We start from the raw sequence: 24576 nt of genomic DNA on the forward strand, positions 1-24576 counted from the left end.
GGAGGGTGGTGGGGAGGGGGGCGCGTGGGAAGATTGGGCTCGGTCCCGCCGCCGCGACCGGCTACCGTCGCGCGGCGTTCCGGCGCAGGTCACCCGGCCGCGCGCCCGCGGGTCCGGTTTCGCCACCGCTGTCGAGATCGCCAGGAGCCTTGATGGACGCCGTGTTCTCCGTACCCGAGCCCCGCAACGAGCCGGTACGCAACTACGAGCCGGGCAGCGCCGACCGGGAACGGCTCCAACGGCGGCTGGCCGAGCTGGCCGCCGAGCGCATCGACCTGCCGATGACGATCGCCGGTGAGCAGCGGATGGCGGGCGGCGAGTCGATCGACGTGGTCCAGCCGCACAAGCACGCGCACGTGCTGGGGGTCACCGCGCACGCCACGCACGACGACGCGCGCGCGGCGGTCAAGGCCGCCAAGGACGCCGCCCCGATGTGGCGGGCGCTGCCGTTCGAGGAGCGGGCGGCGATCTTCCTGCGCGCCGCCGAGCTGCTGGCCGGCCCCTGGCGGGACACCCTGAACGCGGCCACCATGCTCGGCCAGTCCAAGACCGCCATCCAGGCGGAGATCGACGCGGCCTGCGAGTTCATCGACTTCCTCCGGTTCAACGTGCACTTCGCGCGCCGGCTCCTCGCCGAGCAGCCGCTGTCGTCGCCGGGCACCTGGAACCGGTTCGACCACCGGCCGTTGGAGGGGTTCGTCTACGCGATCACCCCGTTCAACTTCACAGCGATCGCCGGCAACCTGCCCTCGGCGCCGGCCCTGCTCGGCAACACCGTGGTCTGGAAGCCGGGCCCGACCCAGCAGTTCGCCGCGCACTTCACCATGCGGCTGTTCGAGGCGGCCGGCCTGCCACCCGGTGTGATCAACATGGTGACCGGGCGGGGCGAGGAGGTCTCCGACGTGGTGCTGGCCGACCCCGACCTGGCCGGCATCCACTTCACCGGCTCCACCAAGGTCTTCCAGCACCTGTGGAAGACCGTCGGCGACAACATCTCCCGCTACCGGGGCTACCCGCGGCTGGTCGGCGAGACCGGCGGCAAGGACTTCGTCGTCGCGCACTCCAGCGCCGACGTGGACGCCCTGCACACCGCGCTGATCCGGGGCGCCTACGAGTACCAGGGCCAGAAGTGCTCGGCGGCGTCGCGGGCGTACGTGCCGCGGTCGATCTGGGAGGGCGGGCTGCGCGACCGGCTGGCCGCCACCGCCGAGGCCCTCACCTACGGTGACGTCACCGATTTCGGCAACTTCGGCGGCGCGGTGATCGACGCGAAGGCCTTCGACCGGCACACCGCCGCGCTGGAGCTGATCAGCGGGGACGACACCTGCCGGATCATCGCCGGCGGCACCGCCGACGACTCGGTCGGCTACTTCGTCCGGCCGACCCTGTTCGAGTGCACCGACCTGGCACACGAGACCTTCACCACCGAGTACTTCGGCCCGATCCTCGGCGTGCACGTCTTCGACGACGCCCGGTTCGACGAGGTGGTCACCCAGGCCGAGTCGATCGCCCCGTACGCGCTGACCGGCTCGATCTTCGCGACCGACCGCCAGGTGGTCGACGCGGTGGCGGAGAAGATGCGGTACGCGGCCGGCAACTTCTACATCAACGACAAGCCGACCGGGGCCGTGGTCGGGCAGCAGCCGTTCGGCGGCGCCCGGGCCAGCGGCACCAACGACAAGGCCGGCTCCTGGCACAACCTGGTGCGCTGGATGTCGCCGCGGACGATCAAGGAAACCTTCGTCCCGCCGACCGACCACACGTACCCCCACATGGGCTGAACCGGCGACGGCCCGCCGGCCGCGCGACTCGCGCCGGCCGGCGGGCTCTCGTCTGAGCGGGCCCGGTCGGCGGGCCTCTCGCCCGAGCGGACCCGTCGGTGGGCCTCTCGTCTGAGCGGACCCGTCGGTGGGCCGGTGCCGCAGCCGGCTCGTCGGCGGTCGGCGGGTGCCGCGGCGCGGCGGTAGCGTGGCGCGATGAGCCACCCCACCCCCGCGTACGACCCCCGGTTCGGTGAGCAGGGTGGCCTGCTCACCTACAGCGACTACCTCCGACTGACCGACCTGCTCGCCGCGCAGGTGCCCGAGTCCGACCCGGCCTCCCACGACGAGCTGCTCTTCATCACCATCCACCAGGTCTACGAGCTCTGGTTCAAGCTGCTGCTGTCCGAGCTGACCGACGCCCGGGACCGGCTGCTGGCCGGCGAGACCTACCTGCCCCGGATCCGGCTGGAACGCTGCCACGTGGTGGAGCGGGTGCTGATCGGCCAGGTCGACGTGATCGACACGATGACCCCGCAGGACTTCCTGGTCTTCCGCACCAAGCTCGCCCGGCGTCCGGCTTCCAGTCGGTGCAGTTCCGGGAGATCGAGTTCCTCTCCGGCCTGAAGGACCCGGACTTCCTGCGCCGGTTCCGGGGGCTGGCCACGCCGGAACGGGAGCGGCTGGAGCGCCGGCTGGCCGAGCCGAGCCTGTGGGACGGCTTCCTGGCCGTGCTCGACCGGGCCGGCTTCGACGTCACCACGGCGGAGGCGCGCTTCGCCGCGTACGCCGCGATCGCCGCGGACCGGGAGCGGTACGGACCGCTGTGGGATCTCGCCGAGGCGCTGGTCGCCCACGACCAGGCGTTCTCGCTGTGGCGGGCCCGGCACGTGCTGATGGCCGAGCGGCAGATCGGCACCAAACCGGGCACCGGCGGCTCGGCCGGCGGGGCGTATCTGCGCTCCCGGGTGGAGACCCGGTTCTACCCGGAACTGTGGGAGTTGCGCAGCCGGCTGTGAGACATCGACGACTCCGGCGCGGACTGTCTCGCGCCGACAGTGCACATAGGAACCCCTACCGGGTGGCGAAACCGGGAAATCCTGGACGGAGGGTCGGCAAAGTGGCAGCGTGAGGGGCATGGCGGAATCCGGAGTCAACCCCACGGCGGCAGCCCTGCTCGGGCTGCTCCACGAGGGCCCCATGACAGGTGGCCAGTTGATGGCCGCCGCCGAGCGACGGCTGGCGCCGTACTGGTCGATGACCCGCAGCCAGGTCTACCGCGAGTTGCCGGTGCTGGCCGAGCGGGGGCTCGTCCGGATGGGCAAGCCGGGCCCGCGCATGAGCCAGCCGTACGCGATCACCGCGTCCGGAAAACGGACGTTCTCCCGCTGGCTGGCGGAGGATCCCGGGCGGGACACGATCCGCAACCCGATCGCGCTGCGCATCGCCTTCGGCGACCTGCACTCGCCCAGCCAGCTGAAGAACCTCCAGGCGGCGGCGAACGAGTACCACACCGAGGCCCTCGCCCGGGTCCGGGAGCAGGTCAAGAACGCCAAGAAGGAGGGCGAGACGTACGACGCCAGCGCACTCGAGTTCGCCGTGGCGTACCACAAGGCCGCCCTCTCGTGGCTCAAGAGCGCCCCCGTCGGGTGACCCCCGCCCGACTCCCCGCGGCGCGACTGCGGGGCTCGCAAGCTCACTCCTCGCCCGCGCGGTGCCGATCTGGCGCGCGACTGCGGGGCTCGCAAGCTCACTCCTCGCGCGCGCAGTACGCTTGTCTGTCGTGACCGCTGCCGATTACGCCGAACAGCTCAAGGACCTCGACGCCACCCTGCGCAACATCGAGTCGGTGCTCGACATCGACCGGCTCCGCGCGGACAAGGCCCGCCTGGAGCAGGAGGCGTCCGCCCCCGACCTCTGGGACGACCAGGCCCGGGCCCAGCAGGTCACCTCGCAGCTGTCGTACGTCAACGGCGAGATCAGCAAGCTCTCCAGCCTCCGCTCCCGGCTCGACGACGCCGCTGTGCTGCTGGAGCTGGCCGAGGCGGAGTCCGACCCGGGCGTGCTGACCGAGGTCGAGGCGGAGATCACCGGGCTGACCAAGGCCATCCAGGAGATGGAGGTCCGCACCCTGCTGTCCGGCGAGTACGACTCCCGGGAGGCGCTGGTCGCCATCCGGGCCGGCGCCGGCGGCGTGGACGCGGCGGACTTCGCCGAGATGCTGCTGCGGATGTACCTGCGCTGGGCCGAGCGGCACGGCTACCCGACCGAGGTCTACGAGACCTCGTACGCCGAGGAGGCGGGCCTGAAGTCGGCGACCTTCACGGTCAAGGTCCCCTACGCCTACGGCACGCTCAGCGTCGAGTCGGGCACCCACCGGCTGGTCCGGATCAGCCCGTTCGACAACCAGGGCCGCCGGCAGACCAGCTTCGCCGGCGTCGAGGTGCTGCCGGTGGTGGAGCAGACCGACCACATCGACATCCCCGAGAACGAGATGCGGATCGACGTCTACCGCTCCTCCGGCCCGGGCGGGCAGAGCGTGAACACCACCGACTCGGCCGTCCGGATCACCCACATCCCGACCGGCATCGTGGTCACCTGCCAGAACGAGAAGTCCCAGCTGCAGAACAAGGCCTCCGCGCTGCGGGTGTTGCAGGCCCGGCTGCTGGAGCGCAAGCGCCAGGAGGAGCAGGCCAAACTCCAGGGCCTGAAGACGGACGCGGCCGGCTCGTGGGGCGACCAGATGCGCTCGTACGTCCTGCACCCTTATCAGATGGTGAAGGATCTCCGAACCGAGCAGGAGACCGGCAATCCGTCGTCGGTCTTCGACGGCGATCTGGACGACTTCATCGAGGCCGGTATCCGGTGGCGTAAGCAGCAGCAGCTCGCTGGCGACGGTGCGTGATCGGCCGCGGGCGGAGCGCTTCGTCGATCTTCCCGATACGCCCTAGATTGATGACTCGCCTCGCAACCGTGGGGCGTGGGGCTTGGCTCTTCGGTTACACCGCGTAGACTCACCACCCGTGATTCAGCTTGAGCAAGTGACGAAGACGTACCCGAAGGCGTCCCGGCCTTCGCTCGACAACGTGTCCGTCTCGATCGAGAAGGGCGAGTTCGTCTTCTTCATCGGTCCATCCGGCTCCGGCAAGTCCACCATCATCAAGTTGCTGCTGCACGAGGTCACGCCCAACAAGGGCCGGGTCATCGTGAACAGCAAGGACGTCACCTCGATGCGGTCCTGGAAGCGACCCCACTTCCGCCGCTCGATCGGCTGCGTCTTCCAGGACTTCCGGCTGCTGCCGAACCGCACCGCCTACGAGAACGTGGCGTTCGCTCTCGAGGTGATCGGCAAGACCAAGGCGGTCGCCCGCCGGGTCGTGCCGGAGGTGCTGGAGCTGGTCGGGCTCGGTGGCAAGGAGCACCGCTACCCGCACGAGCTCTCCGGTGGTGAGCAGCAGCGGGTGGCCGTCGCCCGGGCGTTCGTGAACCGCCCGCTGATCCTGCTCGCCGACGAGCCGACCGGAAACCTGGACCCGGACACCTCGATCGAGATCATGCGCCTGCTGGACCGGATCAACCGCACCGGCACGACCGTCGTGATGGTCACGCACGACTCCAACATCGTGAACCAGATGCGCCGCCGAGTCATCGAGATCGAGAGCGGCCGCATCGTGCGCGACCAGGCCCGCGGCGTCTACGGGTGAGCCGACCGACCACCCTCAGCCGTACGACCTGACGACGAACACCTCACGCCGGAGAGCCGGAGGAATTCCCGATGCGGATGAAGTACGTCCTGTCCGAGGTACTGGTCGGACTGTGGCGCAACGTCACCATGACCATCGCCATGATCATCACCATGGCGGTGTCGCTGTTCATGCTCGGCGCCAGCGGCCTGCTGTACCAGAAGGTCGGCGACATGAAGGACCTCTACTACGAGAACGTCGAGGTCTCGATCTTCCTGGACCAGGAGGTGAGCCCGGAGCAGCGGGACGCGCTGGACGCCAAGCTGAAGAGCGACCCCCTGGTCAAGGAGGCGCTCTACGTCAACAAGGACGAGGCGTACAAGCGCTTCCAGGAGATGTTCCAGGACGCTCCCGACCTGCTCAGCGCGGTCAAGGCGGACAGCCTGCCGGAGTCGTTCCGACTCAAGTTGAACAACCCGGAGCAGTACAAGAACATCTACGACCAGTACAAGGACGCCGAGGGGGTCGACGAGATCGTCGACCAGAGCCGGCTGCTGGACAAGGTCTTCGGCGTACTCACCGGGATCCAGAACTTCGCGCTGGCGATCGCCGTCGTGATGGCCGTCGCCGCGTTGCTCCTGGTCGCCAACACCATCCAGGTGGCCGCCTACAGCAAGCGGCGTGAGGTCGCGGTCATGAAGCTCGTCGGTGCCTCCAACTGGTTCATCCAGGCACCGTTCGTGCTGGAGGCCGTGGTCGCCGGCCTGATCGGCTCGATCTTCGGCCTGGTCGCGCTGGCCGCGCTGAAGTTCGCCGCCGGTGGCGGCTCGCTGGCGGCGCTGGAGGGCCTGATCACCCCGATCTCGTGGACCGACATCGCGCTGATGTTCCCGCTGATGGCCGGCGTCGGCGGCGTCGTCAGCGCGGTCACCGCCTGGGTCACGCTCCGCTTCTACCTGCGGGTCTAGGTACCGTACGGCTCTCCGTGGGCCCTTCCGCGCCGGAATAAACGGCGCGGGAGGGCCCTTGTGGTTCGGGTAGCATGATCTCCGCCCCGCGGCCGGTCGGACCGGCCACGGGTCACCTGGAAAGGGGGTGGCGCCGATGCCACGGGAAAAGGGACGCAAGGTCGTCGCCTCCAACAAGAAGGCCCGGCACGACTACTCGATCCTCGACACGTACGAGGCGGGGATGGCGCTGACCGGCACCGAGGTCAAGTCGCTGCGGGCCGGGCGGGCGTCGCTGGTCGACGCGTTCGCCCAGGAGCGCAACGGCGAGCTCTACCTGCACGGGATGCACATCCCGGAGTACACCCAGGGCACCTGGACCAACCACGAGCCCCGGCGTACCCGCAAGCTGCTGCTCAACCGGCTGGAGATCGACCGGCTGATCGGCAAGACCCGCGAGGGTGGCCTGACCATGGTGCCGTTGCAGGTCTACTTCTCCGACGGCTGGGCGAAGGTGGAGATCGCCCTGGCCAAGGGCAAGAAGTCGTACGACAAGCGGCAGGACCTCGCCAAGCGGGACGCGGACCGGGAGATCGCCCGGGTCGTGGGCCGACGCGGCAAGGGCATGGGTGACTGATGTAAACCCGTTTGTCCGGGTCGGCGCGCCGGCCCGGCCTCGGGATGAATCCGGTTGCGGCAGGCGTTAGTCTTGATGGTGCCGCCGACAGGGGCGGCCCTTCGAGGGGGTGACTGGTTTCGACTTCGTACGTTGCGGCAGGGGAAGCGAGCCGAGGAAGCCGACGTCGTCTCGTGAATCGTTCGTCGGAAAACAATAAGCGCCAAGCAGAATCGCGCTGACTTCGCTCTCGCCGCCTGAGGCGGGTAGCAAGTCTGTCGGCCTGGGAGTGCCTTCGACCCAGTTAGCCGGCATCAGCTAGGAGGCTGGCCAATCGGACCCGGTCGCGGGGTCCGTGCGGCGAGATCAATCAGCGACTGGGCCCGTCACACCGACTCGCTCGCGTGATCGGAGGGGCCGAGTAGAGGCACAGCGAGCTGCGCTCGGAGAAGCCCTGACAAGGCGGCGAAGGACCCGGGTTCGATTCCCGGCACCTCCACCACCTGACCTGTGCGCCCCGGTCCACCCGGACCGGGGCGCACAGTCGTCTGCGGACCCGTTCGCGGGTGTTCCCGGTGGGGCCGGTGTGACCTGCGGGAACAGCGGGGCCGGCGGGACGGATGAGGCGACCCCGCACCCTGGACACCGGCCACCGTCGGGTTCACCATCGCTGTACGCGGTCAGACGCAGCGCGGGGAGGTGCCCCATGGTCACCGGTCCGATCCAGCAACCGTCAGCCGTCTTCGAGGCGGTCCGCCCGTACGCCGCCCACCGGGGCCCGCTGGCCGGCGACGTCCACGCCCTGGCCCGCGCGCTGGCCGGCCCGCCCGGGGAGCCCCGGTTCCGGGAACTCGTCGCGCTGCGGCTGGTCCCGGTCCAGCAGAGCTTCGCCGAGCACGTCCAGGTCACCGAGGGCCCGAGCGGCAGGTACGCGGAACTGCTCGCGCACGCTCCGCGGCTCTACCGGGGCGTACGCCTGCTGACCCGCGAACACGACCTCATCGCGGCGGCCCTCGCCGACCTCCAGGAGGCCGCCGAGCTGCCCGGGGTGCCGGTCGACGTCCTGCTGGACCGGGCCGGGCGGCTGCTGCGGGCGCTGGCCCGGCACCGGCGCCGCGGCGCCGACCTGCTCTGGCAGGCGTACCAGACGGATCTCGGCGGCGAGACCTGACCGGCCGCCGGCAACCGGGCCGGCCGCCGACAACCGGGCCGGTCGGTGTGCCGGGAACCGGGTCGGCCGGGCCCGCGTCGAACCGGTATGCGTCGATCAGTCGCCCTGCTGGGGCTGCCCCTGATGGTGATGATCGCCGGCTGCGCGCCGGCCGGCTCCGGCGGACCGACCACACCCGACCACCGGCAGGAGGCCTTCGCCCAGCGGGCCACCGAGGTCGCGGAGGCGTGGCGGCCGGGCCCGCAGTGGCGTGGCGGATACCTGCCGATGCAGGAGCCGACACTGCTGCTCGGCGATCCCGGCTTCACCCCGGACACCGAGGCGGCCTTCCGGGCCGGCTGGTACCGCCAGCAGGTCGACCTGCCGAGCACCCGCCCGGCCGACGGCACCATCCGGTTCCCGGACGGCACGCTCACCGTCCCGCTGGTCGGCGCGGCGGAGGCGTACCGGCAGCTCGACCAGGGGGACCCGCCGCCGTGTCCCGGACGGCCGACCGGGCCCGACCGGCCGAAGTCCGGGCCGACCGTCGAGCCGGGTCCGGACGGCCCGGTCAGCAGCAGTCCGCAGACCGCCTGCCTCCCGCTCACCGTCACCGAGGTCAAGCTCGGCACCGCGCCGGTGCGGACCAGCCGGGGCGAGGCGCAGGTGCCGGCATGGGTGTTCACCGTGGCGGAACTGACCGCGCCGGTGGCCCGAGTCGCCGTCACCCCGGGCGCGACCGCCGCCGTACCGGAGCCGACCGCGCCGGCCCGGCCCGCGCCGGAGGGGATCGTCGGCGCCCAGGACCTCGAGAAGATCGACGGCAGGACGGTGACCTACCGGCTCGGCGTGGGCGCCTGCGACACCGGCATCACCCCACTCGTGCAGGAACGCGACGACGTGGTGGTGGTCGGTGGCAGCGTGGTCCCCGCCGAGGGCGTCTGCACCGCGATGCTCAAGCTCGAACCGGTCACCGTGACGCTGACCGCACCGCTGGGCGCCCGCCCGGTGCTCGACGTGCTCACCGGCGCCCCGCTGCGGCTCACCGCGAACTGACCGCCCGGTCAGAGGATCGCCGGCACGTCGGTGCTGATCGGCACCGGCAGCACGGTCGGCCCGTCCGCCCGCAGCCCGGCGGCGATCGCGTCCCCGAGTTGGTCGGGCGTCCCGACCACCTGTGCGGCGCAGCCGTAACCGCGGGCCAGCGCGGTCACGTCCACCCCGGGCAGGTCCAGCCCGGGCACCCCGGGGGTGTGCTTGAACTCGGCGAACGCCTTCAGGATGGCGTACTGCTGGTTGACCGGGACGACGACCACCAGCGGCAGCCGCAGCCGCGCGGCGGTCCAGAGTGCCTGCACCGAGTAGTGGAACGAGCCGTCGCCGATCACCGCCACCACCGGCCGGTGCCGTCCGGTGTCCCGTTCGGCGAGCGCGACCCCGACCGCCGCCGGCAGGCCGTAGCCGAGGCCACCGCTGGCCATGGTGAAGTACGACGCCGGCCGGGTGATCCGCAGCCGGCGGCGCAGCGCCGGCAGGTTGGACGGGGTCTCCTGGACCAGCACCCCGTCCGGCGGCCAGTGCCGGGCCAGCGCGGCGAAGAGCGCGTCGGCGCTCGGTGGCTGCTCCTCGGGCGGCGGCGCCGGCTCGGCGCGCGGCGGCGGGGGCGGCCGGTCGGTGGCGGGCAGCAGGTCGACCAGGGCGGCCAGGGTCAGCCCGGCGTCGCCGAGCGCGCTGTCGCCGACCGGGGCGCGGGCCGCCTCGTCCGGGTCGTCGGTGACGTGCAGCAACCGGGTGCCGTCGGGCAGGTGGTCGCCGGGCACGTGCGGGTAGTAGCGGAACACCGGCGCACCGACGACCAGCACGGTGTCCCGCCCACGCAGCGTCTCGGCCAGTGGCCCGATCGCGAACGGCAGCACCCCCTGGTAGTGCGGGTGGTCCTCGGGGAAGCAGGCCCGCTCCGGCGCGGGCGCGGACCAGACCGGCGCGGCCAGCCGTTCGGCCAGGGCCACGGCGGCGGGCCAGCCGCCGGCCCGGTCCACGGCCGCGCCGAGCACCAGGGCGGGCGCCCGGCTGGCGGCGAGCACGGCAGCGAACTCGCGCAGCCGCTGCGGGTCCGGGGCGTACCGGGTGGCCACGGTGCGTACCGGCGGTGGCGGGTCGGCCGGCCGGGACCAGTCGTCGAGGGGGAGCGAGAGGTAGACCGGGCCGGCGGGCGGCTGCACCGCTGTCGCGTACGCCCGCATCAGCGCCGCCGGGATGTCCTGCGCGCGGACCGGCTCGTGGCTCCACTTCACGTACGGCTGGGGCAGTTCGGTGGCCCGGCGGCTGGCCAGCCGCGGCTCGATGAGCAGCATCTCCCGGTTCTGCTGACCGGCGGTGACGATCAGCGGGGTGCGGTTGTGCCAGGCGGTGACCAGGTTGCCCATGCCGTTGCCGGTGCCCGGTGCGGTGTGCAGGTTGACGTGCGCCGGCTGGCCGGTGGCCTGGGCGTAGCCGTCGGCCATCCCGACCGCGGACGCCTCGTGCAGGGCGAGCACGTAGTGGAAGTCGTCCGGGAAGTCGGTCAGGAACGGCTCCTCGGTGGAGCCGGGATTGCCGAAGACGGTGGTCAGACCGAGGGCGCGCAGCAGGTCGTAGGTCGTGTCGCGGACCGTTGCCATCGCCACCCAATCTATCCGCGTAGACCGGGCGTGTCGGGCGATTCGCCCGCCCGCTGGATCAGGGCAACGCGAAGGGCAGCCTGATCCCGTCCAGCGCCCGCCCGCAGTCGCAGTCCCGCTCGGCGGGCAGCTCGGCGATGGCCGTCAGCAGCAGTCCGCGCAGCCGGTCGATGTTCTCCCCGAAGACCCGGAACACCTCCTCCTGGGTCACCGCGCCACCACCCTCGACGCCCGCGTCCAGGTCGGTGACCAGGGCGATCGACGAGTAGCACAGGGCCAGCTCGCGAGCGAGCACCGCCTCGGGGTGGCCGGTCATGTTGACCACCGTGCCGCCGATCGCGGCGAACCAGCGGGATTCGGCGCGGGTGGAGAAACGCGGGCCCTCCACCACCACTACCGTCCCGCCGTCCACCGCCGGGACGTCCCGGCCGGCCGCCGCGGCGAGCAGCGTACGCCGGCCGTTGGGGCAGTACGGGTCGGCGAAGGAGACGTGCACGGCGCCCCGGTCGTAGTAGGTCTGGGTCCGGCCGCTGGTCCGGTCGATCAGCTGGTCCGGCACCACGAAGGTGCCCGGCCCGAGGTCCGGGCGGAGCCCGCCGACCGCGCACGGGGCGAGCACCTGCCGTACCCCCAGCGACCGCAGCGCCCAGAGGTTCGCCCGGTACGGGATCAGGTGCGGCGGGTGCCGGTGGTCCCGGCCGTGCCGGGGCAGGAAGGCCACCCGGCGGCCGGCCACCTCGGCGATGGTGACGGCGTCCGACGGCGCCCCGTAGGGCGTCTCCACCTCGTGCTCGGTAGCACCGTCGAGCAGGGCGTAGAGACCTGATCCGCCGATCACCGCCAGTTCCGCCGTCGGGCCCATCGGTCCTCCCCAATTCCCGTCGATCACGCGCCGGTCAGACCTTAACCAGCGCCCCAGACGCAGGTTAAGGTGCCAGGCATGGCGTTGACAGCGCGGATGGTCCCGGGGCGCCCCGCCCACCCGGCAGGCGACGGGCACCGCGTCCGGCCGCACGGCTGACGGGTGCACGGCATGCAGGGAGAGGGACAGGCGATCGGCGGGCGGGCGATGGAGTCGATGACCGGGCGGCTGCTGGTCGCGACTCCGGCGCTCAAGGACCCGAACTTCGACCGTACGGTGGTGCTGCTGGTCGCCCACGAGCCGGGCGGGGCGCTCGGCGTGGTGCTGAACCGGGCCACCGAGGTGCCGGTCGCGGACGTGCTCGGCGACTGGAACGACCTGGCGCGTCACCCCGCGGTGCTCTTCGAGGGCGGCCCGGTGCAGCCCGACTCGGCGATCTGCCTGGCCCGGATGCGCAACCCGGTACGCCGGCTGAAGGGTTTCCACCAGGTGTCCGGCGCGGTCGGCACGCTGGACCTGTCGGTCGACCCGGAGCGGCTGCGGGAGAGCGTCACCGGCATCCGGGTCTTCGCCGGCTACTCCGGTTGGGGCTCCGGCCAGCTGGAGCAGGAGATCGAGGAGGGCTCCTGGTTCGTGCTGGACGCGCTGCCCGGCGACGCCTTCGTCGACCGCCCCGACGACCTCTGGCCGATGGTGCTGCGCCGGCAGGGCGGCATGATGGCGGCGGTGGCCCACTTTCCGCCGGACGTGGCGCTCAACTGAGCCGGGCCGCCGCCCGGTGGCCGGTCGGGGCGGGGAGGGACCCCGCGAGATGACCATGCCGACGGGCGTGTGTATAGTTCTCCCAGTGCCCGGGCGACCGGGACGCAGCAAGGGGCCGTGGCGCAGCTGGTAGCGCACCACACTGGCAGTGTGGGGGTCAGGGGTTCGAGTCCCCTCGGCTCCACCCGAGCGAAACGCCCTGGTCGGGACACATCTCCCGGGCCAGGGCGTTTGTCGTTTCCGATCTCTCCGGGCCGCTGGAGCCGCCATCGCCGCCCGTCCGCTCAGAGGTCGGTTTCAGGTCGCGTCTGCCGGGAACGACGGCTGCCATGGCAGAGCCGGTGGAGGAGCGTGCCAAGGACGCGTTGCGCGACGTCCATCGGGCCGCCACCCGGCACCGGGACCGCGGTCTGCATCGGACGGCGCTGGAAATCAGCCACATGGCTCGGGAACTGGGACACGATCCGGGCCCGATCGAGGATTGGCGGCCCTGCCCGGTGTGCGGGGCGGAGCCGGGAGCGAGCTGCATCCAGGTGCCGGGGCACGACATGGTCGGTGGTGCACACCCGGAGCGGACCAGGGAGTAGGGCACCGGGGCTTCTGCCCTGGGCCGAGCTGCGGCTCGTCCGAGCGCGGCAGAGCAGCCGCCGCGTTGGCCGCGCTGCCACCTATGATGGCGCGATGTCGATCACAGCGGGCTGGACCCGGCTGCTGATGGTGGTGTCGGCAGCCGCTTTCGCGGGCGCAGCCTACGCGATCCGGGGCCGCGATGGACGGGCCTGTCGAACAGTACTCAGGCGCCGCCTTCTCCGCGGCCATCGTCTACACGATAGTGATCTTCATCCGGCCGCTGATCTCCCCCCTGCGCGCCGCCAGCGCCGCGGTCGCGTACTGCTGGTTCATCGAGTTCGCACAGCTCACCCCCATACCGGCGGCACTATCCGAGCGCGCCTGGCTCGTCCGCCAACTGCTGGGCGCGCAGTTCGACCTCGTCGACGTCGCCTGGTATCCCGTCGGCGCCGTCCCGTTGGTCGCCGCGCACTGGTTCCTCCGCGCCGGGAGACGTTCTCGACCAACCCCGACACCCGCTGGGCCCTAGCCTGTTCCCGCAACCGCGGAGGTGAACCCCCGGTTGCGGTCAGCCCGTCGGGGTGTCGCAGCAGGGCGGCTAGTTGGCGCGCGGGGCGTACATGATGACGGCGACGCCCACCAGGCAGATGGCCGCGCCGATGAGGTCGTAACGGTCGGGGCGGAACTTGTCGACGACCATGCCCCAGGCGAGGGAGCCGGCGACGAAGACGCCGCCGTAGGCGGCCAGGATGCGGCCGAAGTTCGGGTCGGGTTGGAAGGTGGCGACGAAGCCGTACACCCCGAGCGCGATGACTCCGGCCGCGACCCACAGCAGACCGCGGTTCTCCCGCCAGCCCTGCCACACCAGCCAGGCCCCGCCGATCTCGGCGAGCGCGGCGAGCAGGAACAGCAGGATCGAGCGGGCAACCGTCATGCGTCCGACCGTAGCGTCGCCACCTGGCGATTCCTCTGGTCACCCGGCCTGCAGGAGCAGCTGCCGCCGGCGCAGCCGGTGGCGTGGCGGCGCCTGCCCGCCCACCACCAGGACAGGCCGGCGAGCACGGCCAGGGCGACGGCGACGCCGGGCAGGTAACGGTTGACCGCGGCCCAGCCGGCACCCCCGAGGACCCCGGCGGCGAGCAACGCCGGCAGCGCGCAGCAGGCGGCGCAGGCCGTCCCGGCGAGGCCGGTCATCCCGGACGGGAGCAGGCGGCGCGCCGGTCAGCAGGTGTCGGCACAGTTGGTCCTCTCGGCGGGTCCGGCGAGTTCGGCGAACGGCAGGGGGCAGCAGGAGCTGCCGGCGCAGGCGACCAGGTCGTCGCAGCCGGCGGAGATGGCGGCGCTGAGCGTGTCGCGGATGACGGCGAGGTCGGCCAACTTCCGTTCCACCTCGGCGAGCTTCTCCCTGGCTCGCGCCTGGAGGCCGGTGTCGGGTTGGCCGCGGTGCTGGTGTCGGCCGGCGTCGAGCAGGTCGGCGACCTCGGTGAGGGTGAAGCCGAGGCGTTGCGCGGTCTTGATCACCCGCAGCAGGGTGACCGTGTCGGACGGGTAGAGCCGATGCCCGCCCGGCGACCGCCGCGGGGAGGCGAGCAGTCCTCGGCGTTCGTAGTAACGCAGGGTCTGCGGGTTGACCCCGGCCGCCTCGGCGAGCTGGCCGCTGCGCAGCCCTGGCCCGCTCATCGCGCGCCCGCCGCCGCGGCGGCACGATCGGCGAGGGCGTCGAGCACGTCGACGTGGGCCGCCGGCACCCGGACGTCCAACGTGAGCGCATCCGGGCCGGACCGGGAAATGTCGAAGGCGAAGAACGAGCAGCAGGACGACTCCCGGGCGGTCAGGTCCCGCGCCGTCCGCTCAACCCGCGCGCCCCCGGTGAGACGCAGCCGCAGCTGCCGCGCCGACAGGCGGTCGACCCCCTGGACCGTGTCGCGGAAGAACTCATCGAACTCGGCGAGCCGCAGCGGCCGTTGCGCCGTCGGCAGGGTGCAGGCGTCCGGCACCCAGGAGTCGTCGGTGGTGACGTGTCGGTGGCTCATCCTCCGACGGTAAGCCTGTACCCAGGTACCGGATGCAAGCCCGCGGCAGCGGCAACCGCCGGGCCGGCCGGTGGCCGATCAAGGGCCGGCACCGGGGCCAGCCCTTGATCGGTGGTCGGGGTTCCTGTCCGGCCGCTCGTCACGTCACACGGTGGCCGTGCTGCTCTCCGTCCGGGTCACGGCGAGGCGCCGGCGGCGGGTCGGCAGCATCAGCATCGGGTGGGCGACGCCCCAGGCCGCCCCCTTGCAGACGACCTCCTTGTAGCGGGCCGCCAGCTTCCCCTTGAGCAGCGACGGCTTGGCCCGGTCGTCGGCGGTCACGAACTGGATGATGCCGTCGCGGCGGCCGAGGCTGATGCACTGGTTGAAGTAGCGCAGCGGCGCCCGGGGGATCTTCCGACCGGTCAGCCGGGCGGCGATGGCGTCGGCGGCCTGCCAGGCCATCGGCGTCCCCGAGGCGCAGGACATCCGCAGCGGCTTGCCGCCCGGCCCTTCGGCGAGTCCGGCGTCGCCGACGGCGTACACGTCGGGGTGGGAGACCGAGCGCATCGTGTCGTCCACGACGATCTGCCCGGTCCCGGCGACCGACAGGGTCGTGGCGGCGGCGATGGGGTGGACGGCGAAACCGGTCGTCCAGACGGTCACCTGGGCCGGGATCACCCGTCCGTCGGCGGTGACCGCGCCGGTCGCCTCGACCCGGGCGACGTCGGTGTGTTCGTGGACGGTGATGCCGAGCCGGTCGAAGACGCCGCGCAGGTGCCGCTGGGCCTTCCCGTCGAGCCAGTCGCCGAGCCCGCCACGGGCGGCGATCGCCACGTCGAGGTCCGGGCGGGCCTCGGCGATCTCGGTGGCCGCTTCGAGGCCGGTGAGGCCGCCGCCGACGACCAGCACGGTGCCGCCGGCGGCGAGGCCCTTCAGGCGCTCACGCAGCCGCAGCGCGGACTGCTTGCCGGCGATGTCGTACGCGTGCTCGGCGACACCGGGGACACCGTGGTCGGCGGCCGCGCTGCCCAGGGCGTAGACGAGGGTGTCGTAGCCGATCTCCTCGGCGCCGTCGGCGTCGACCAGTGAGACGGTCCTGCGGTCGACGTCGACGGCGGTGACCCGGGCCAGTCGTAGCCGCACGCCGGTGCCCGCGAAGATGTCGCTCAGCCGGCGGCGCTTGAGGTCCTGCCCGGTCGCGAGCTGGTGCATGCGGACCCGCTCGACGAAGTCGGAGTCGGCGTTGACGACGGTGATCTCGGTGTCGCCGGGGTGCAACCGCCGGGCGAGGCGGCCGGCGGCGATGGCTCCGGTGTATCCGGCCCCGAGGACGACGATCCGGTGCTTCATGGTCCCACTCCTGTCTCGGTGTGTTCGCAACCTGAACCGGGCGGCGACGCGATTCCTGACAGGAGCCGGCTATGACCTGGGTCACCAGCCGCCGATGACGGGTTCCCCGTGCTCGGATGCGGACCACTGGCGCGTGAAGCGGGCGAGCTTGTCGGGGTTGACCTGGCTGCGGACGGCCGCGACGCCCTCGGCGGTCAGCTCCAGGGACATGACACCGACGACCCGGTCGGCGACCACGGCCACCACCGCGGGCGCGCCGTTGACGACCTCGGCGTACAGGGACGGGCTGCCGCCCACCACGTTCCGCTTGACCTCGGTGGGCTTGAGCAGGCCGCGCAGGAACCTCGCCACCGCCAGCGCACCGATGATCGGCTTGGTGCCGGCCGGGATCTTGCCGCCGCCGTCGCCGACGCTCAGCGCGTCGTCGGTCAGCAGCCTGACCAGCCGCTCGGTCTCGCCGCTGGTGGCCGCGGCGAGGAACTCCTCGACGACCCGGCGCGCGGCGGCTGCGTCGACCTCCGCGCGGGTCCGGTCGGCGGCGGCGACGTGCTGCTTGGCGCGCCGGTAGATCTGCTGGCAGTTCGACTCGGTGATCTCGAGGATCTCGGCGATCTCGCCGTGCGGGTAGCCGAAGGCCTCGCGCAGCACGTACACCGCCCGCTCGTTGGGCGAGAGCCGCTCCAGGAGGGTGAGCACCGCCATCGAGACCGATTCGCGCTGCTCGGCGGTGTCGACCGGGCCGAGCATCCGGTCCCCGGCGAGCACCGGCTCGGGCAGCCACATGCCGACATAGGTCTCCCGCCGGGCCCGCGCCGAGGTGAGCTGGTTGAGGCACAGGTTGGTGAGCACCTTCGTCAGCCACGCCTCGGGCGTCTCGACGCGCTCCCGGTCGGCGGCCTGCCAGCGCAGGAAGGTGTCCTGGACCGCGTCCTCGGCGTCGCTCGCCGAGCCGAGCAGGCGATAGGCGATCGCCTCCAGGCGGGCCCTGGAATCCTCGAACAGGGCGACCTCGTGCTGGCTGAGCGGCATGGCTCCATTGTCCCCACCGCGGCGCGGCCCGGATCGCCGGCCGCCCGCCCCGGCGGGTCGGTCAGAGCCCCTGGCCGGCGACGACGTCGAGGAGCCGCAGCTTCTCGTGCGTCTCACTGCCCGGGGTGGCGGTGAAGACCTGCAACGCCTGGGAGTGGTCGGGGTCGAGCAGGATCTGGCAGTGCAGTTCGAGCAGTCCGACCTGGGGGTGCAGGATGCGTTCGGTCGTGCAGTAGGGGCCGGTCACCGGATGCTCGCGCCAGATGGCGGCGAATTCTCCGCCGGCGGCGAGGAGCGCGTCGACGATTTCACCGGCCCGCGAGTCCCGGCCGTCGCGGGTGTACGCGCGGTGCAGGTCGGCCGCGATGAGGCGGCTGTGCGCGGGGTGGTCCTCCTCCGGGTGGGTACGCCGGGACTCGGGGTCGGTGAACCACCGGTAGTGCAGGCTGCGCGCGAGGCCGGTGTAGCGGGTCTGGTCGCCGAGCAGGGCAGTGGCCAGCCGGGTCTGCAGCAGGGTCTCGCCGAGGTGGCTCACCACCTGTGCGGCGGAGTCCGTCAGGCCGTCGAAGATCCGCATCATGCCCGGGTTGATGTGGTCGGTACGGGGGATCCGCCGGGGCGCGGGATGGCCGCCGAGCTGGAACAGGTGGTCCCGCTCGGCCAGGGAGAGGCGCAGACCACGGGCGATCGCGGCGAGCATCTGCTCGGAGGGGTGGGGGCCGCGTTGCTGTTCGATCCGGCTGTAGTAGTCGGTCGACATGGCGCTCAGCGCGGCGACCTCCTCGCGGCGCAGGCCGCGGGTGCGCCGCCGAGGCCCGCGGGGCAGGCCGACATCCTCGGGCTGCAACGCCTCGCGTCGGGTCCGGAGGAACTCGGCCAACCGAGCCCGGTCCATGACACTTCCTCCCGTTCCTACCGCCGATTCCGATCCGGCGTCCTGCCCACCGGGCACGGTCGCGTCCGGCACAACAGTTCGCCGGTACCTGGTGCTTCCGGGGCGAGGATCACACCGGGGTCGACGAACAGCCAGGCCCTGGTTGTCCGGGGATCGACACCCCGAAATCGGCGGTCTCAGCCACGGATCGGCTGTCCCTGGTTGCGCTGACGGCACCCGCCAACACTCGGAGCCATGACCGAACCAACACCCACCGCAACCGGCCACTGGGTCGACGGTGCCGTCATTCCCGCCACCGGCACCATGACCGTCCTGAACCCGGCCACCGGGGAGATCGTCGCCCAGGTGCCGGCCGGCACCGCCGACGACGTCGACCGCGCCGTCACCGCCGCCCGGGCCGCCTTCCCCGGCTGGGCCGCGACCCTACCGGCCGAACGCGCCGCCGTCGTGCGGCGCATCGGCACGGGCCTGCGGGCGCGCGGCGAGGAGATCGCCGAGACGATCACCGCCGAGATGGGCGCCCCGATCACCCTGTCCCGGACCGCTCAGGTCGGCTTCCCGGTCATGGTCGCGGAGTCCTTCGCCGCGCTGGCCGAGGACTTCGCCTGGACCGAGCAGTTCGGCAACTCGCTCGTGGTCCGCGAGCCGATCGGCGTGGTCGGCGCGATCACCCCGTGGAACTTCCCGCTGCAGCAGATCGCGTCGAAGCTGGCGCCCGCCCTGATCGCGGGGAACACCATGGTGTTCAAGCCGAGCGAGGTCGCGCCGTTGACCGCGCGGATCCTCGCCGAGGTCACCGTCGAGGCGGGCCTGCCGGCCGGGGTTTTCAACGTCGTGTACGGCACGGGACCGGTCGTCGGCGAGGCGATCTCGGCGCATCCGGGCATCGACATGATCTCGTTCACCGGTTCCACCCGGGCCGGCCGGCGGATCTCCGCGGTCGCCGCCGGAACGGTCAAACGGGTCGCGCTCGAACTCGGCGGCAAGGGCGCCAGCGTGATCCTCGACGACGCCGACCTGCCCCGGGCGGTGGAAAAGGGGGTGATGATGGCGTTCGCCAACGGCGGCCAGGTCTGCGGGGCGTGGCCGCGGATGCTGGTTCCGGCGTCACGGCACGACGAGGTGGTGCGGTTGGCGGTCGCGGCCGTCGCGCAGTACACCGTGGGCGAGCCGACCGACGAGACGACCAGGATCGGCCCGATGGCCTCCGAGGCGCACCGGGAGAAGGTCGACGGCTACATCGCGCGCGGCATCGCCGACGGCGCGGAACTCGTCCACGGCGGCCCCGGGCGGCCGGCGGGGCTGGAGCGGGGCGCCTACGTCCGGCCGACGGTCTTCGCGAACGTCGACCCGAAGTCCGTCATCGCTCAGGAGGAGATCTTCGGCCCGGTGCTGACGATCATCCCCTACCGGGACGAGGACGAGGCGATCGAGATCGCCAACGGCACGCCGTACGGGCTGACCAGCGGCGTGTTCGGCGAGCCCGAGCACGCCCTGTCGGTCGCCCGGCGGCTGCGCGCCGGCCAGGTGGACGTCAACGGCGGCCAGTGGAACCCGCTCGCCCCGTTCGGCGGCTACAAGCAGTCGGGCAACGGCCGGGAGTTCGGCCGCCACGGTCTCGAGGAGTTCCTGGAGACCAAGTCCATCCAGCGCTGACCGCGACGCCGGGCGCCGGTGACGGCGCCCGGCCGGCGGATCAGCCCTGGCGGCTCTTCCACTGCGGGTTGGCGCGGTTCACCACGACCACCCGGCCACGGCGGCGGACCACCACCGAACCCGGCTTCTGCTTCAGCGCCCGCAACGAGCTGCGTACCTTCATGTCTGCCTCTTCTCGGTCGTGCGGTTCCGGTGGTGGGAACGCCCCGGCCGGTGTCGCGATTCCCGCGGGCGGCCGGGCCGGCCATCGAACCTTTGCCGGCCGGCGCGCGTACCAGTGCGCGGGAGGTCGAAGCCATGACCGTTCGCCGCGCCGCCGCCGCCGTGCTGGTCGCCGTCGCGACCGTGCCGGTCACCGCCGCGCCCGCCGCCGGGCACGGCGCGCCGACCGATCCGCTCAGCCGCGCGGCGGCCTGCGCCCCCGAGAGCCGGTACGCGGCCACCGCGGCCTGCCGGGCGGCGGTCGAGGCGGGCGCCGCCGTGCGCGAGTGGGACAACGTCCGGGTGGCGGCGGTGAACGGGCGCGACCGGGAGCGGATCCCCGACGGGGAGTTGTGCAGCGGCGGGCTGTCGGCCTACCGGGGGCTGGACCTGGCGCGTACCGACTGGCCGGCCACCGAGCTGACCGCCGGCGCCCGGTTCACCTTCCGCTACCGCACCACCATCCCGCACCGGGGCACCTTCCGGCTCTACCTGACCCGGCCGGATTACGCCCCCACCGCCCCGCTGACCTGGGACGACCTGGAGAGGGTGCCGTTCCTGCGGGTGACCGACCCGCCGGTGCGCGACGGGGCGTACCAGCTGCGGGGGCGGCTGCCGGCGGATCGGACCGGCCGGCAGCTGATCTACACGATCTGGCAGAACTCCGACACCCCGGACACCTACTACTCCTGCTCGGACGTCGACCTCCGGCCGCCGGCCGGCACCGCCGGATTCGGCGGAGCCGTCGGGGACCGGGACGCCGCGAGCCCGGCCGCGCCGTCGCGTACCGCCGGGACGGGACCGGCCGGCGCGGGGCCGGCGGAACCGGCGGCGAGCGAGCCGGGCGTGGCGGTGGCCTCGGTGCGGGACGGCCCAACCGGCGGCCGGCCACTGCTGGCCGGCGCCGCCGTCGCGCTCGCCGTGCTGCTGCTCACCGTGGCCGGGACGCGGTTACGCCGCGACGGCCGGGCCCCGGTCGGCCGGCCCTGCGAGGTGCGCAGCCACCGGGCGAACCGGTCCCGCACCTGGTGACGCTCAGCCCAGGTGCCGGTCGATCTCGGCCAGCTCCTCGGCGGTGAAGTCCAGGTTGCCCAGCGCGGCGACGTTCGCCTCCAACTGCGGCACGCTGCTCGCCCCGATGATCAGGCTGGTCATCCGCGGGTCGCGCAGCGCCCAGGCGAGCGCGAGCTGAGCCAGCGACTGGTTCCGCCGGTCGGCGATCGTGCCGAGCGCCCGGATGGTCGCCATCCGCTGCTCGTCCAGGTCGCTCTCGTTGAGGAAGACGCTGGTGCGCACCCGCGAGTCCGCCGGAATCCCGCCGAGGTAGCGGTCGGTGAGCAGGCCCTGCGCCAGTGGGCTGTACGCGATGCAGCCGGCGCCCACCCGCTCCAGGGTGTCGAGCAGGCCGTCGGACTCGGTCCACCGGTTGAGCATCGAGTAGGCCGGCTGGTTGATCAGCAGGGGCGTGCCCAGGTCGCGCAGGATGGCCGCGGCGCGCTCGGTCTGCTCCGAGTTGTAGTTCGAGACGCCGATGTAGAGGGCCTTGCCGGAGCGGACGATGGCGTCGAGCGCACCCATCGTCTCCTCCAGCGGTGTGTCCGGGTCGAAGCGGTGCGAGTAGAAGACGTCGACGTAGTCCAGCCCCATCCGGCGCAGCGACTGGTCGAGCGAGGAGATCAGGTACTTGCGGGAGCCCCACTCGCCGTACGGGCCGGGCCACATCAGATAGCCGGCCTTGCTGGAGATGACCAGTTCGTCCCGGTAGGGCGCCAGGTCGGTGGCGAGCAGCCGGCCGAAGTTCTCCTCGGCCGCACCGGGCGGCGGGCCGTAGTTGTTGGCCAGGTCGAAGTGGGTGATGCCGAGGTCGAAGGCGCGCCGGACGATGTCCCGCTGCCGCTCGAAGGGCCGGTCGGGCCCGAAGTTGTGCCACAGGCCGAGGGAGATGGCGGGCAGCCGCAGGCCACTGCGCCCGCTGCGCCGGTAGGTCATCGTGTCGTAGCGGTCGTCCGCGGCGAGGTAGGTCACGATCATGAGCCTAGTCGCCGGGTGGGACGCACCCGGCCGGCGCGGCGCGGAGCGCGTCACCCGGCCGGGAGCCGGGGAGTTGACCAGCACGGGTCGCGCCCTCGGCGCCGAGGGTCGCCGGCCGACATCCGAACGGGGGAATGACCAGTTGGACGACATCACCGCGCTGATCCTCGACGACCACGCCGCGTTCCGGCGCGGCTTCGCCCGCCTCGACGACGCCCGCGACGAGCAGGAACTGCTGGCGATCTGGGAGGCGCTCGCGCTGCATCTGGACATCCACGCCGAGGCCGAGGAGGCGATCCTCTACCCGCACCTGGCCCGGCACGGCGACGACGGCGAGGCCGAGACGGCGGACGCGGTCGGCGACCACAACAAGATCCGCGACGCCATCGCCGAGTCGAAGCTGCACCCGGTCGGCTCCGAGCAGTGGTGGGCGGCGGTCTGGCAGGCCCGCCGGGAGAACAGCGAGCACCTCGCCGAGGAGGAGGACGAGGCGCTGCCGGACTTCCGCCGGCACGCCGGCACCGAACTACGCGCCGAGTTGGGCCGGCGCTGGCTGACCTTCTACGGCGAACACAAGAACGGCCGCAACCTGCCGTTCCGGGACAAGGACCCGGAGCGCTACGTGCGCGAGCACCGCTGACGATCTCCCCGGCGCGGGGGAGTCGCCCGGTCGGCTGACGCCGGCAGAATGGGCGGATGACTCCCCGGGCGGCCCTGGCCCCGCTGGTCGCCGGCAGCACCTGGCGACGCGGCGTGTTCCTCCTGCTGGGCGGGGTGCTCGTGCTGCCGTACGTGCTCCTCGTGGTGGTCTTCGCGCAGCTGCTCGGCCAGCCGGAGGTGCACCGGGCGCTGGTGCTCGGGCTGCTGGTGGTGGCGGCGGCGATCGCCGTGGTGCCGCTCTTCCTCGACGGCAGCCGGGCGCTGGAGATCGCCGCGGCCCGGGCGCTGCTCGGCGTCGCGCTGCCCGACCCGACGCCCGGGCACCGGGCCGACCGGGAGACCCGGCTGCGCTCCGCGCTCTGGATCGCCACCCACCTGATCATCGGCGGCCTGGTGATGTTCGCGCTGATCAGCGCGCTGCCGATGGCGCTGGCCTTCATCGCCCAGCAGTTCGGGCTCGGCACCGACCAGCTCAGCCGGGAGAGCTTCGGCCCGCTGGACGGGCGGGACACCGGCTGGCTGACCCTCATCGGGGTGGTGATGCTGGTGGCGCTCGGCTACGCGGTCGCCGGCCTGGGCGCGCTGGCCGCGTCGATGGCGCCGGTGCTGCTCGGCCCCGCCCCGGCGGAACGGATCGCCGCGCTGGAGGCCCGGGCCACCCGGCTCGCCGAGCGCAACCGGCTGGCCCGGGAACTGCACGACTCGGTCGGCCACGCGCTGACCGTGGCCACCCTGCAGGCCGGCGCGGCCCGGGAGGTGCTGGACCGGGATCCGGAGTTCGTCCGGCGGGCGTTGACCGCGATCGAGGAGACCGCCCGGGCCGCGACCGAGGACCTGGACCACGTGCTCGGTCTGCTCCGGGACAGCGAGGCCGGTCGGGCCGGCCCGGCGCCGCAGCGTACGCTCGCCGACCTGGACCGGCTGGTCGCGGACACCCGGGCGGCCGGGCTGGCGGTCGACGCGCGGTGCGCCGGGGATCCGGCCGACCTGCCGGCGGTGGTGTCCCGGGAGGGCTACCGGATCGTGCAGGAGGGGCTCACCAACGCCGCCCGGTACGGTCGGGGGCCGGTGACGCTGCGGCTCGACGTGCGCCCCGAGGCGCTGGAGCTGGAGTTGGTGAACGAGCTGGCCGGTGACGTGCCGGCCGACCCGCGACGCGGCGGGCGCGGCCTGGACGGGATGCGGGAGCGGGTGCTGCTGCTCGGCGGCCGGCTGACCGCCGGGCCGGACGGCGACCGCTGGCGGATCCGGGTGCGACTGCCGCTGGAGGGAACGCGATGACCGGGCAAACCACCGACGGCGAGCTGACCGGGGTGCTGATCGTCGACGACGACGAGCTGGTCCGGATCGGCCTGCGGGCGATCCTGGACGCCCAGCCCGACCTGCGGGTGCTCGCCGAGGCCACGGACGGCGCCGAGGTGCTGCCGCTGGTCGCCCGGCACCGGCCCCGGGTGGTGCTGATGGACGTGCGGATGCCGGGCATCGACGGCATCCAGGCCACCCGCTCGCTGCTCGCCGCGTCCGCCGACCCGCCCCGGGTGCTGGTGGTCACCACTTTCGAGAACGACGAGTACGTCTACGACGCGCTGCGCGCCGGGGCGAGCGGCTTCCTGCTCAAGCGGGCCCGGCCGGCCGAGGTGGTGGAGGCGGTCCGGGTGGTCGCCCGGGGCGACTCGCTGCTCTTCCCGGCCGCGATCCGCCGGCTGGTCGGGGCGTACGGGGGGCGGGG

Annotated in this window: 29 protein-coding genes, 1 tRNA gene and 1 other RNA gene; 20 read left to right on the forward strand and 11 right to left on the reverse strand. The window is 72.7% G+C overall.

The features are described from left to right. Positions 1-152 precede the first annotated feature (152 nt). The 11 genes from pruA to DLJ47_RS29190 all read left to right on the forward strand — a co-directional run bounded on the left by pruA (position 153) and on the right by DLJ47_RS29190 (position 9212). The gene (gene pruA, locus DLJ47_RS29145; RefSeq protein WP_109904747.1) at positions 153-1781 is read left to right on the forward strand and encodes an L-glutamate gamma-semialdehyde dehydrogenase; all 1629 of its coding nucleotides are present in this window, start codon (positions 153-155) and stop codon (positions 1779-1781) included. Positions 1782-1976: 195 nt separating this feature from the next. After that, positions 1977-2387: a tryptophan 2,3-dioxygenase family protein gene (locus DLJ47_RS37210; RefSeq protein WP_274703364.1), complete on the forward strand. Its 411-nt coding sequence runs from the start codon at positions 1977-1979 to the stop codon at positions 2385-2387. After that, positions 2351-2779 carry a tryptophan 2,3-dioxygenase family protein gene (locus DLJ47_RS37215; protein ID WP_274703365.1) on the forward strand — a complete coding sequence of 143 codons (429 nt, stop codon included), beginning with the start codon at positions 2351-2353 and terminating at the stop codon, positions 2777-2779. Before DLJ47_RS37210 ends, DLJ47_RS37215 begins: the two co-directional genes overlap by 37 nt. Before the next feature lie 118 nt (positions 2780-2897). Next, a complete protein-coding gene (locus DLJ47_RS29155; protein WP_109904749.1) occupies positions 2898-3413 on the forward strand; it encodes a PadR family transcriptional regulator in 516 nt (171 codons plus the stop codon). 130 nt (positions 3414-3543) lie between these two features. After that, complete coding sequence (prfB, locus tag DLJ47_RS29160; RefSeq protein WP_109904751.1) at positions 3544-4665, forward strand: peptide chain release factor 2; 1122 nt, start codon at positions 3544-3546, stop codon at positions 4663-4665. 118 nt (positions 4666-4783) lie between these two features. Next, a complete protein-coding gene (gene ftsE, locus DLJ47_RS29165; protein WP_109904753.1) occupies positions 4784-5464 on the forward strand; it encodes a cell division ATP-binding protein FtsE in 681 nt (226 codons plus the stop codon). A gap of 71 nt (positions 5465-5535) precedes the next feature. After that, on the forward strand, positions 5536-6411 hold the full coding sequence (gene ftsX, locus DLJ47_RS29170) for a permease-like cell division protein FtsX (protein WP_109904755.1): 876 nt from the start codon (positions 5536-5538) through the stop codon (positions 6409-6411). A gap of 136 nt (positions 6412-6547) precedes the next feature. Further along, positions 6548-7027, forward strand: coding sequence for an SsrA-binding protein SmpB (smpB, locus tag DLJ47_RS29175; RefSeq protein WP_088997933.1), 480 nt, complete (start codon positions 6548-6550; stop codon positions 7025-7027). A 105-nt stretch (positions 7028-7132) separates the two neighbouring features. Next, positions 7133-7508: a transfer-messenger RNA gene (ssrA, locus tag DLJ47_RS29180) on the forward strand. Positions 7509-7712: 204 nt separating this feature from the next. After that, entirely contained in the window at positions 7713-8177 is a 465-nt protein-coding gene (locus DLJ47_RS29185) for a hypothetical protein (protein ID WP_109904757.1), read from the forward strand. 87 nt (positions 8178-8264) lie between these two features. Continuing rightward, positions 8265-9212, forward strand: a complete 948-nt coding sequence (locus DLJ47_RS29190) for a hypothetical protein (protein ID WP_109904759.1) — start codon at positions 8265-8267, stop codon at positions 9210-9212. Between the two features lie 8 nt (positions 9213-9220). On the opposite strand, the gene mdlC is transcribed toward DLJ47_RS29190, so the two are convergent. Together mdlC and DLJ47_RS29200 are read right to left on the reverse strand one after the other, a co-directional pair. Continuing rightward, positions 9221-10816 (reverse strand): benzoylformate decarboxylase, encoded by a 1596-nt coding sequence (mdlC, locus tag DLJ47_RS29195; protein ID WP_109904761.1) that lies wholly within the window; start codon positions 10814-10816, stop codon positions 9221-9223. Between the two features lie 58 nt (positions 10817-10874). Beyond that, complete coding sequence (locus DLJ47_RS29200; protein WP_109904763.1) at positions 10875-11678, reverse strand: S-methyl-5'-thioadenosine phosphorylase; 804 nt, start codon at positions 11676-11678, stop codon at positions 10875-10877. Positions 11679-11849: 171 nt separating this feature from the next. Here DLJ47_RS29200 and DLJ47_RS29205 point away from each other — a divergent pair, with 171 nt between their 5' ends. From DLJ47_RS29205 to DLJ47_RS29220, 4 genes are all read left to right on the forward strand, one after another. Continuing rightward, positions 11850-12440: a YqgE/AlgH family protein gene (locus DLJ47_RS29205; protein WP_109904793.1), complete on the forward strand. Its 591-nt coding sequence runs from the start codon at positions 11850-11852 to the stop codon at positions 12438-12440. Between the two features lie 111 nt (positions 12441-12551). Further along, a tRNA-Ala gene (locus tag DLJ47_RS29210) sits at positions 12552-12624 on the forward strand. Between the two features lie 145 nt (positions 12625-12769). Continuing rightward, on the forward strand, positions 12770-13027 hold the full coding sequence (locus tag DLJ47_RS29215; protein WP_109904765.1) for a zinc finger domain-containing protein: 258 nt from the start codon (positions 12770-12772) through the stop codon (positions 13025-13027). A gap of 182 nt (positions 13028-13209) precedes the next feature. Further along, positions 13210-13539 (forward strand): ribosomal maturation YjgA family protein, encoded by a 330-nt coding sequence (locus tag DLJ47_RS29220; RefSeq protein ID WP_233258074.1) that lies wholly within the window; start codon positions 13210-13212, stop codon positions 13537-13539. A 69-nt stretch (positions 13540-13608) separates the two neighbouring features. Here the strand turns inward: DLJ47_RS29220 and DLJ47_RS29225 are convergent, their stop codons facing one another. The 7 genes from DLJ47_RS29225 to DLJ47_RS29255 form a co-directional block, all read right to left on the reverse strand. After that, complete coding sequence (locus DLJ47_RS29225; RefSeq protein WP_109904767.1) at positions 13609-13944, reverse strand: YnfA family protein; 336 nt, start codon at positions 13942-13944, stop codon at positions 13609-13611. Further along, positions 13941-14204, reverse strand: a complete 264-nt coding sequence (locus DLJ47_RS29230) for a hypothetical protein (RefSeq protein WP_109904769.1) — start codon at positions 14202-14204, stop codon at positions 13941-13943. The genes DLJ47_RS29225 and DLJ47_RS29230 overlap by 4 nt, the downstream gene beginning before the upstream one ends. 27 nt (positions 14205-14231) lie before the next feature. Continuing rightward, entirely contained in the window at positions 14232-14690 is a 459-nt protein-coding gene (locus tag DLJ47_RS29235; RefSeq protein WP_109904771.1) for a MerR family transcriptional regulator, read from the reverse strand. Further along, positions 14687-15043, reverse strand: coding sequence for a hypothetical protein (locus DLJ47_RS29240; RefSeq protein ID WP_109904773.1), 357 nt, complete (start codon positions 15041-15043; stop codon positions 14687-14689). Before DLJ47_RS29240 ends, DLJ47_RS29235 begins: the two co-directional genes overlap by 4 nt. Positions 15044-15187: 144 nt before the next feature. Next, the gene (locus DLJ47_RS29245; protein WP_109904775.1) at positions 15188-16375 is read right to left on the reverse strand and encodes an NAD(P)/FAD-dependent oxidoreductase; all 1188 of its coding nucleotides are present in this window, start codon (positions 16373-16375) and stop codon (positions 15188-15190) included. An 81-nt stretch (positions 16376-16456) separates the two neighbouring features. Beyond that, positions 16457-17404 (reverse strand): RNA polymerase sigma-70 factor, encoded by a 948-nt coding sequence (locus tag DLJ47_RS29250; protein WP_109904777.1) that lies wholly within the window; start codon positions 17402-17404, stop codon positions 16457-16459. A 61-nt stretch (positions 17405-17465) separates the two neighbouring features. Next, on the reverse strand, positions 17466-18299 hold the full coding sequence (locus DLJ47_RS29255) for a helix-turn-helix transcriptional regulator (protein ID WP_109904779.1): 834 nt from the start codon (positions 18297-18299) through the stop codon (positions 17466-17468). 234 nt (positions 18300-18533) lie between these two features. Here DLJ47_RS29255 and DLJ47_RS29260 point away from each other — a divergent pair, with 234 nt between their 5' ends. Then, positions 18534-19955, forward strand: coding sequence for an aldehyde dehydrogenase family protein (locus tag DLJ47_RS29260; RefSeq protein ID WP_109904781.1), 1422 nt, complete (start codon positions 18534-18536; stop codon positions 19953-19955). Positions 19956-19995: 40 nt separating this feature from the next. Here the strand turns inward: DLJ47_RS29260 and DLJ47_RS29265 are convergent, their stop codons facing one another. Further along, positions 19996-20118: a 50S ribosomal protein L36 gene (locus DLJ47_RS29265; RefSeq protein ID WP_030490864.1), complete on the reverse strand. Its 123-nt coding sequence runs from the start codon at positions 20116-20118 to the stop codon at positions 19996-19998. A gap of 134 nt (positions 20119-20252) precedes the next feature. Here DLJ47_RS29265 and DLJ47_RS29270 point away from each other — a divergent pair, with 134 nt between their 5' ends. Next, positions 20253-21188, forward strand: a complete 936-nt coding sequence (locus tag DLJ47_RS29270; RefSeq protein ID WP_109904783.1) for a lytic polysaccharide monooxygenase auxiliary activity family 9 protein — start codon at positions 20253-20255, stop codon at positions 21186-21188. A gap of 3 nt (positions 21189-21191) precedes the next feature. Here the strand turns inward: DLJ47_RS29270 and mgrA are convergent, their stop codons facing one another. Further along, positions 21192-22187, reverse strand: a complete 996-nt coding sequence (gene mgrA / locus DLJ47_RS29275) for an L-glyceraldehyde 3-phosphate reductase (RefSeq protein ID WP_109904785.1) — start codon at positions 22185-22187, stop codon at positions 21192-21194. A 142-nt stretch (positions 22188-22329) separates the two neighbouring features. Between mgrA and DLJ47_RS29280 the strand changes: the two genes are divergently transcribed. The 3 genes from DLJ47_RS29280 to DLJ47_RS29290 form a co-directional block, all read left to right on the forward strand. Continuing rightward, the gene (locus tag DLJ47_RS29280) at positions 22330-22827 is read left to right on the forward strand and encodes a hemerythrin domain-containing protein (RefSeq protein WP_233258075.1); all 498 of its coding nucleotides are present in this window, start codon (positions 22330-22332) and stop codon (positions 22825-22827) included. Between the two features lie 56 nt (positions 22828-22883). Then, complete coding sequence (locus DLJ47_RS29285; RefSeq protein WP_109904789.1) at positions 22884-24128, forward strand: sensor histidine kinase; 1245 nt, start codon at positions 22884-22886, stop codon at positions 24126-24128. After that, the coding region (locus DLJ47_RS29290; protein ID WP_109904791.1) for a response regulator at positions 24125-24576 on the forward strand (452 nt) is incomplete at its 3' end. The genes DLJ47_RS29285 and DLJ47_RS29290, both read left to right, overlap by 4 nt.

Source organism: Micromonospora sp. S4605 (assembly GCF_003176715.1).
Classification (GTDB): Bacteria; Actinomycetota; Actinomycetes; order Mycobacteriales; family Micromonosporaceae; genus Micromonospora; species Micromonospora echinaurantiaca.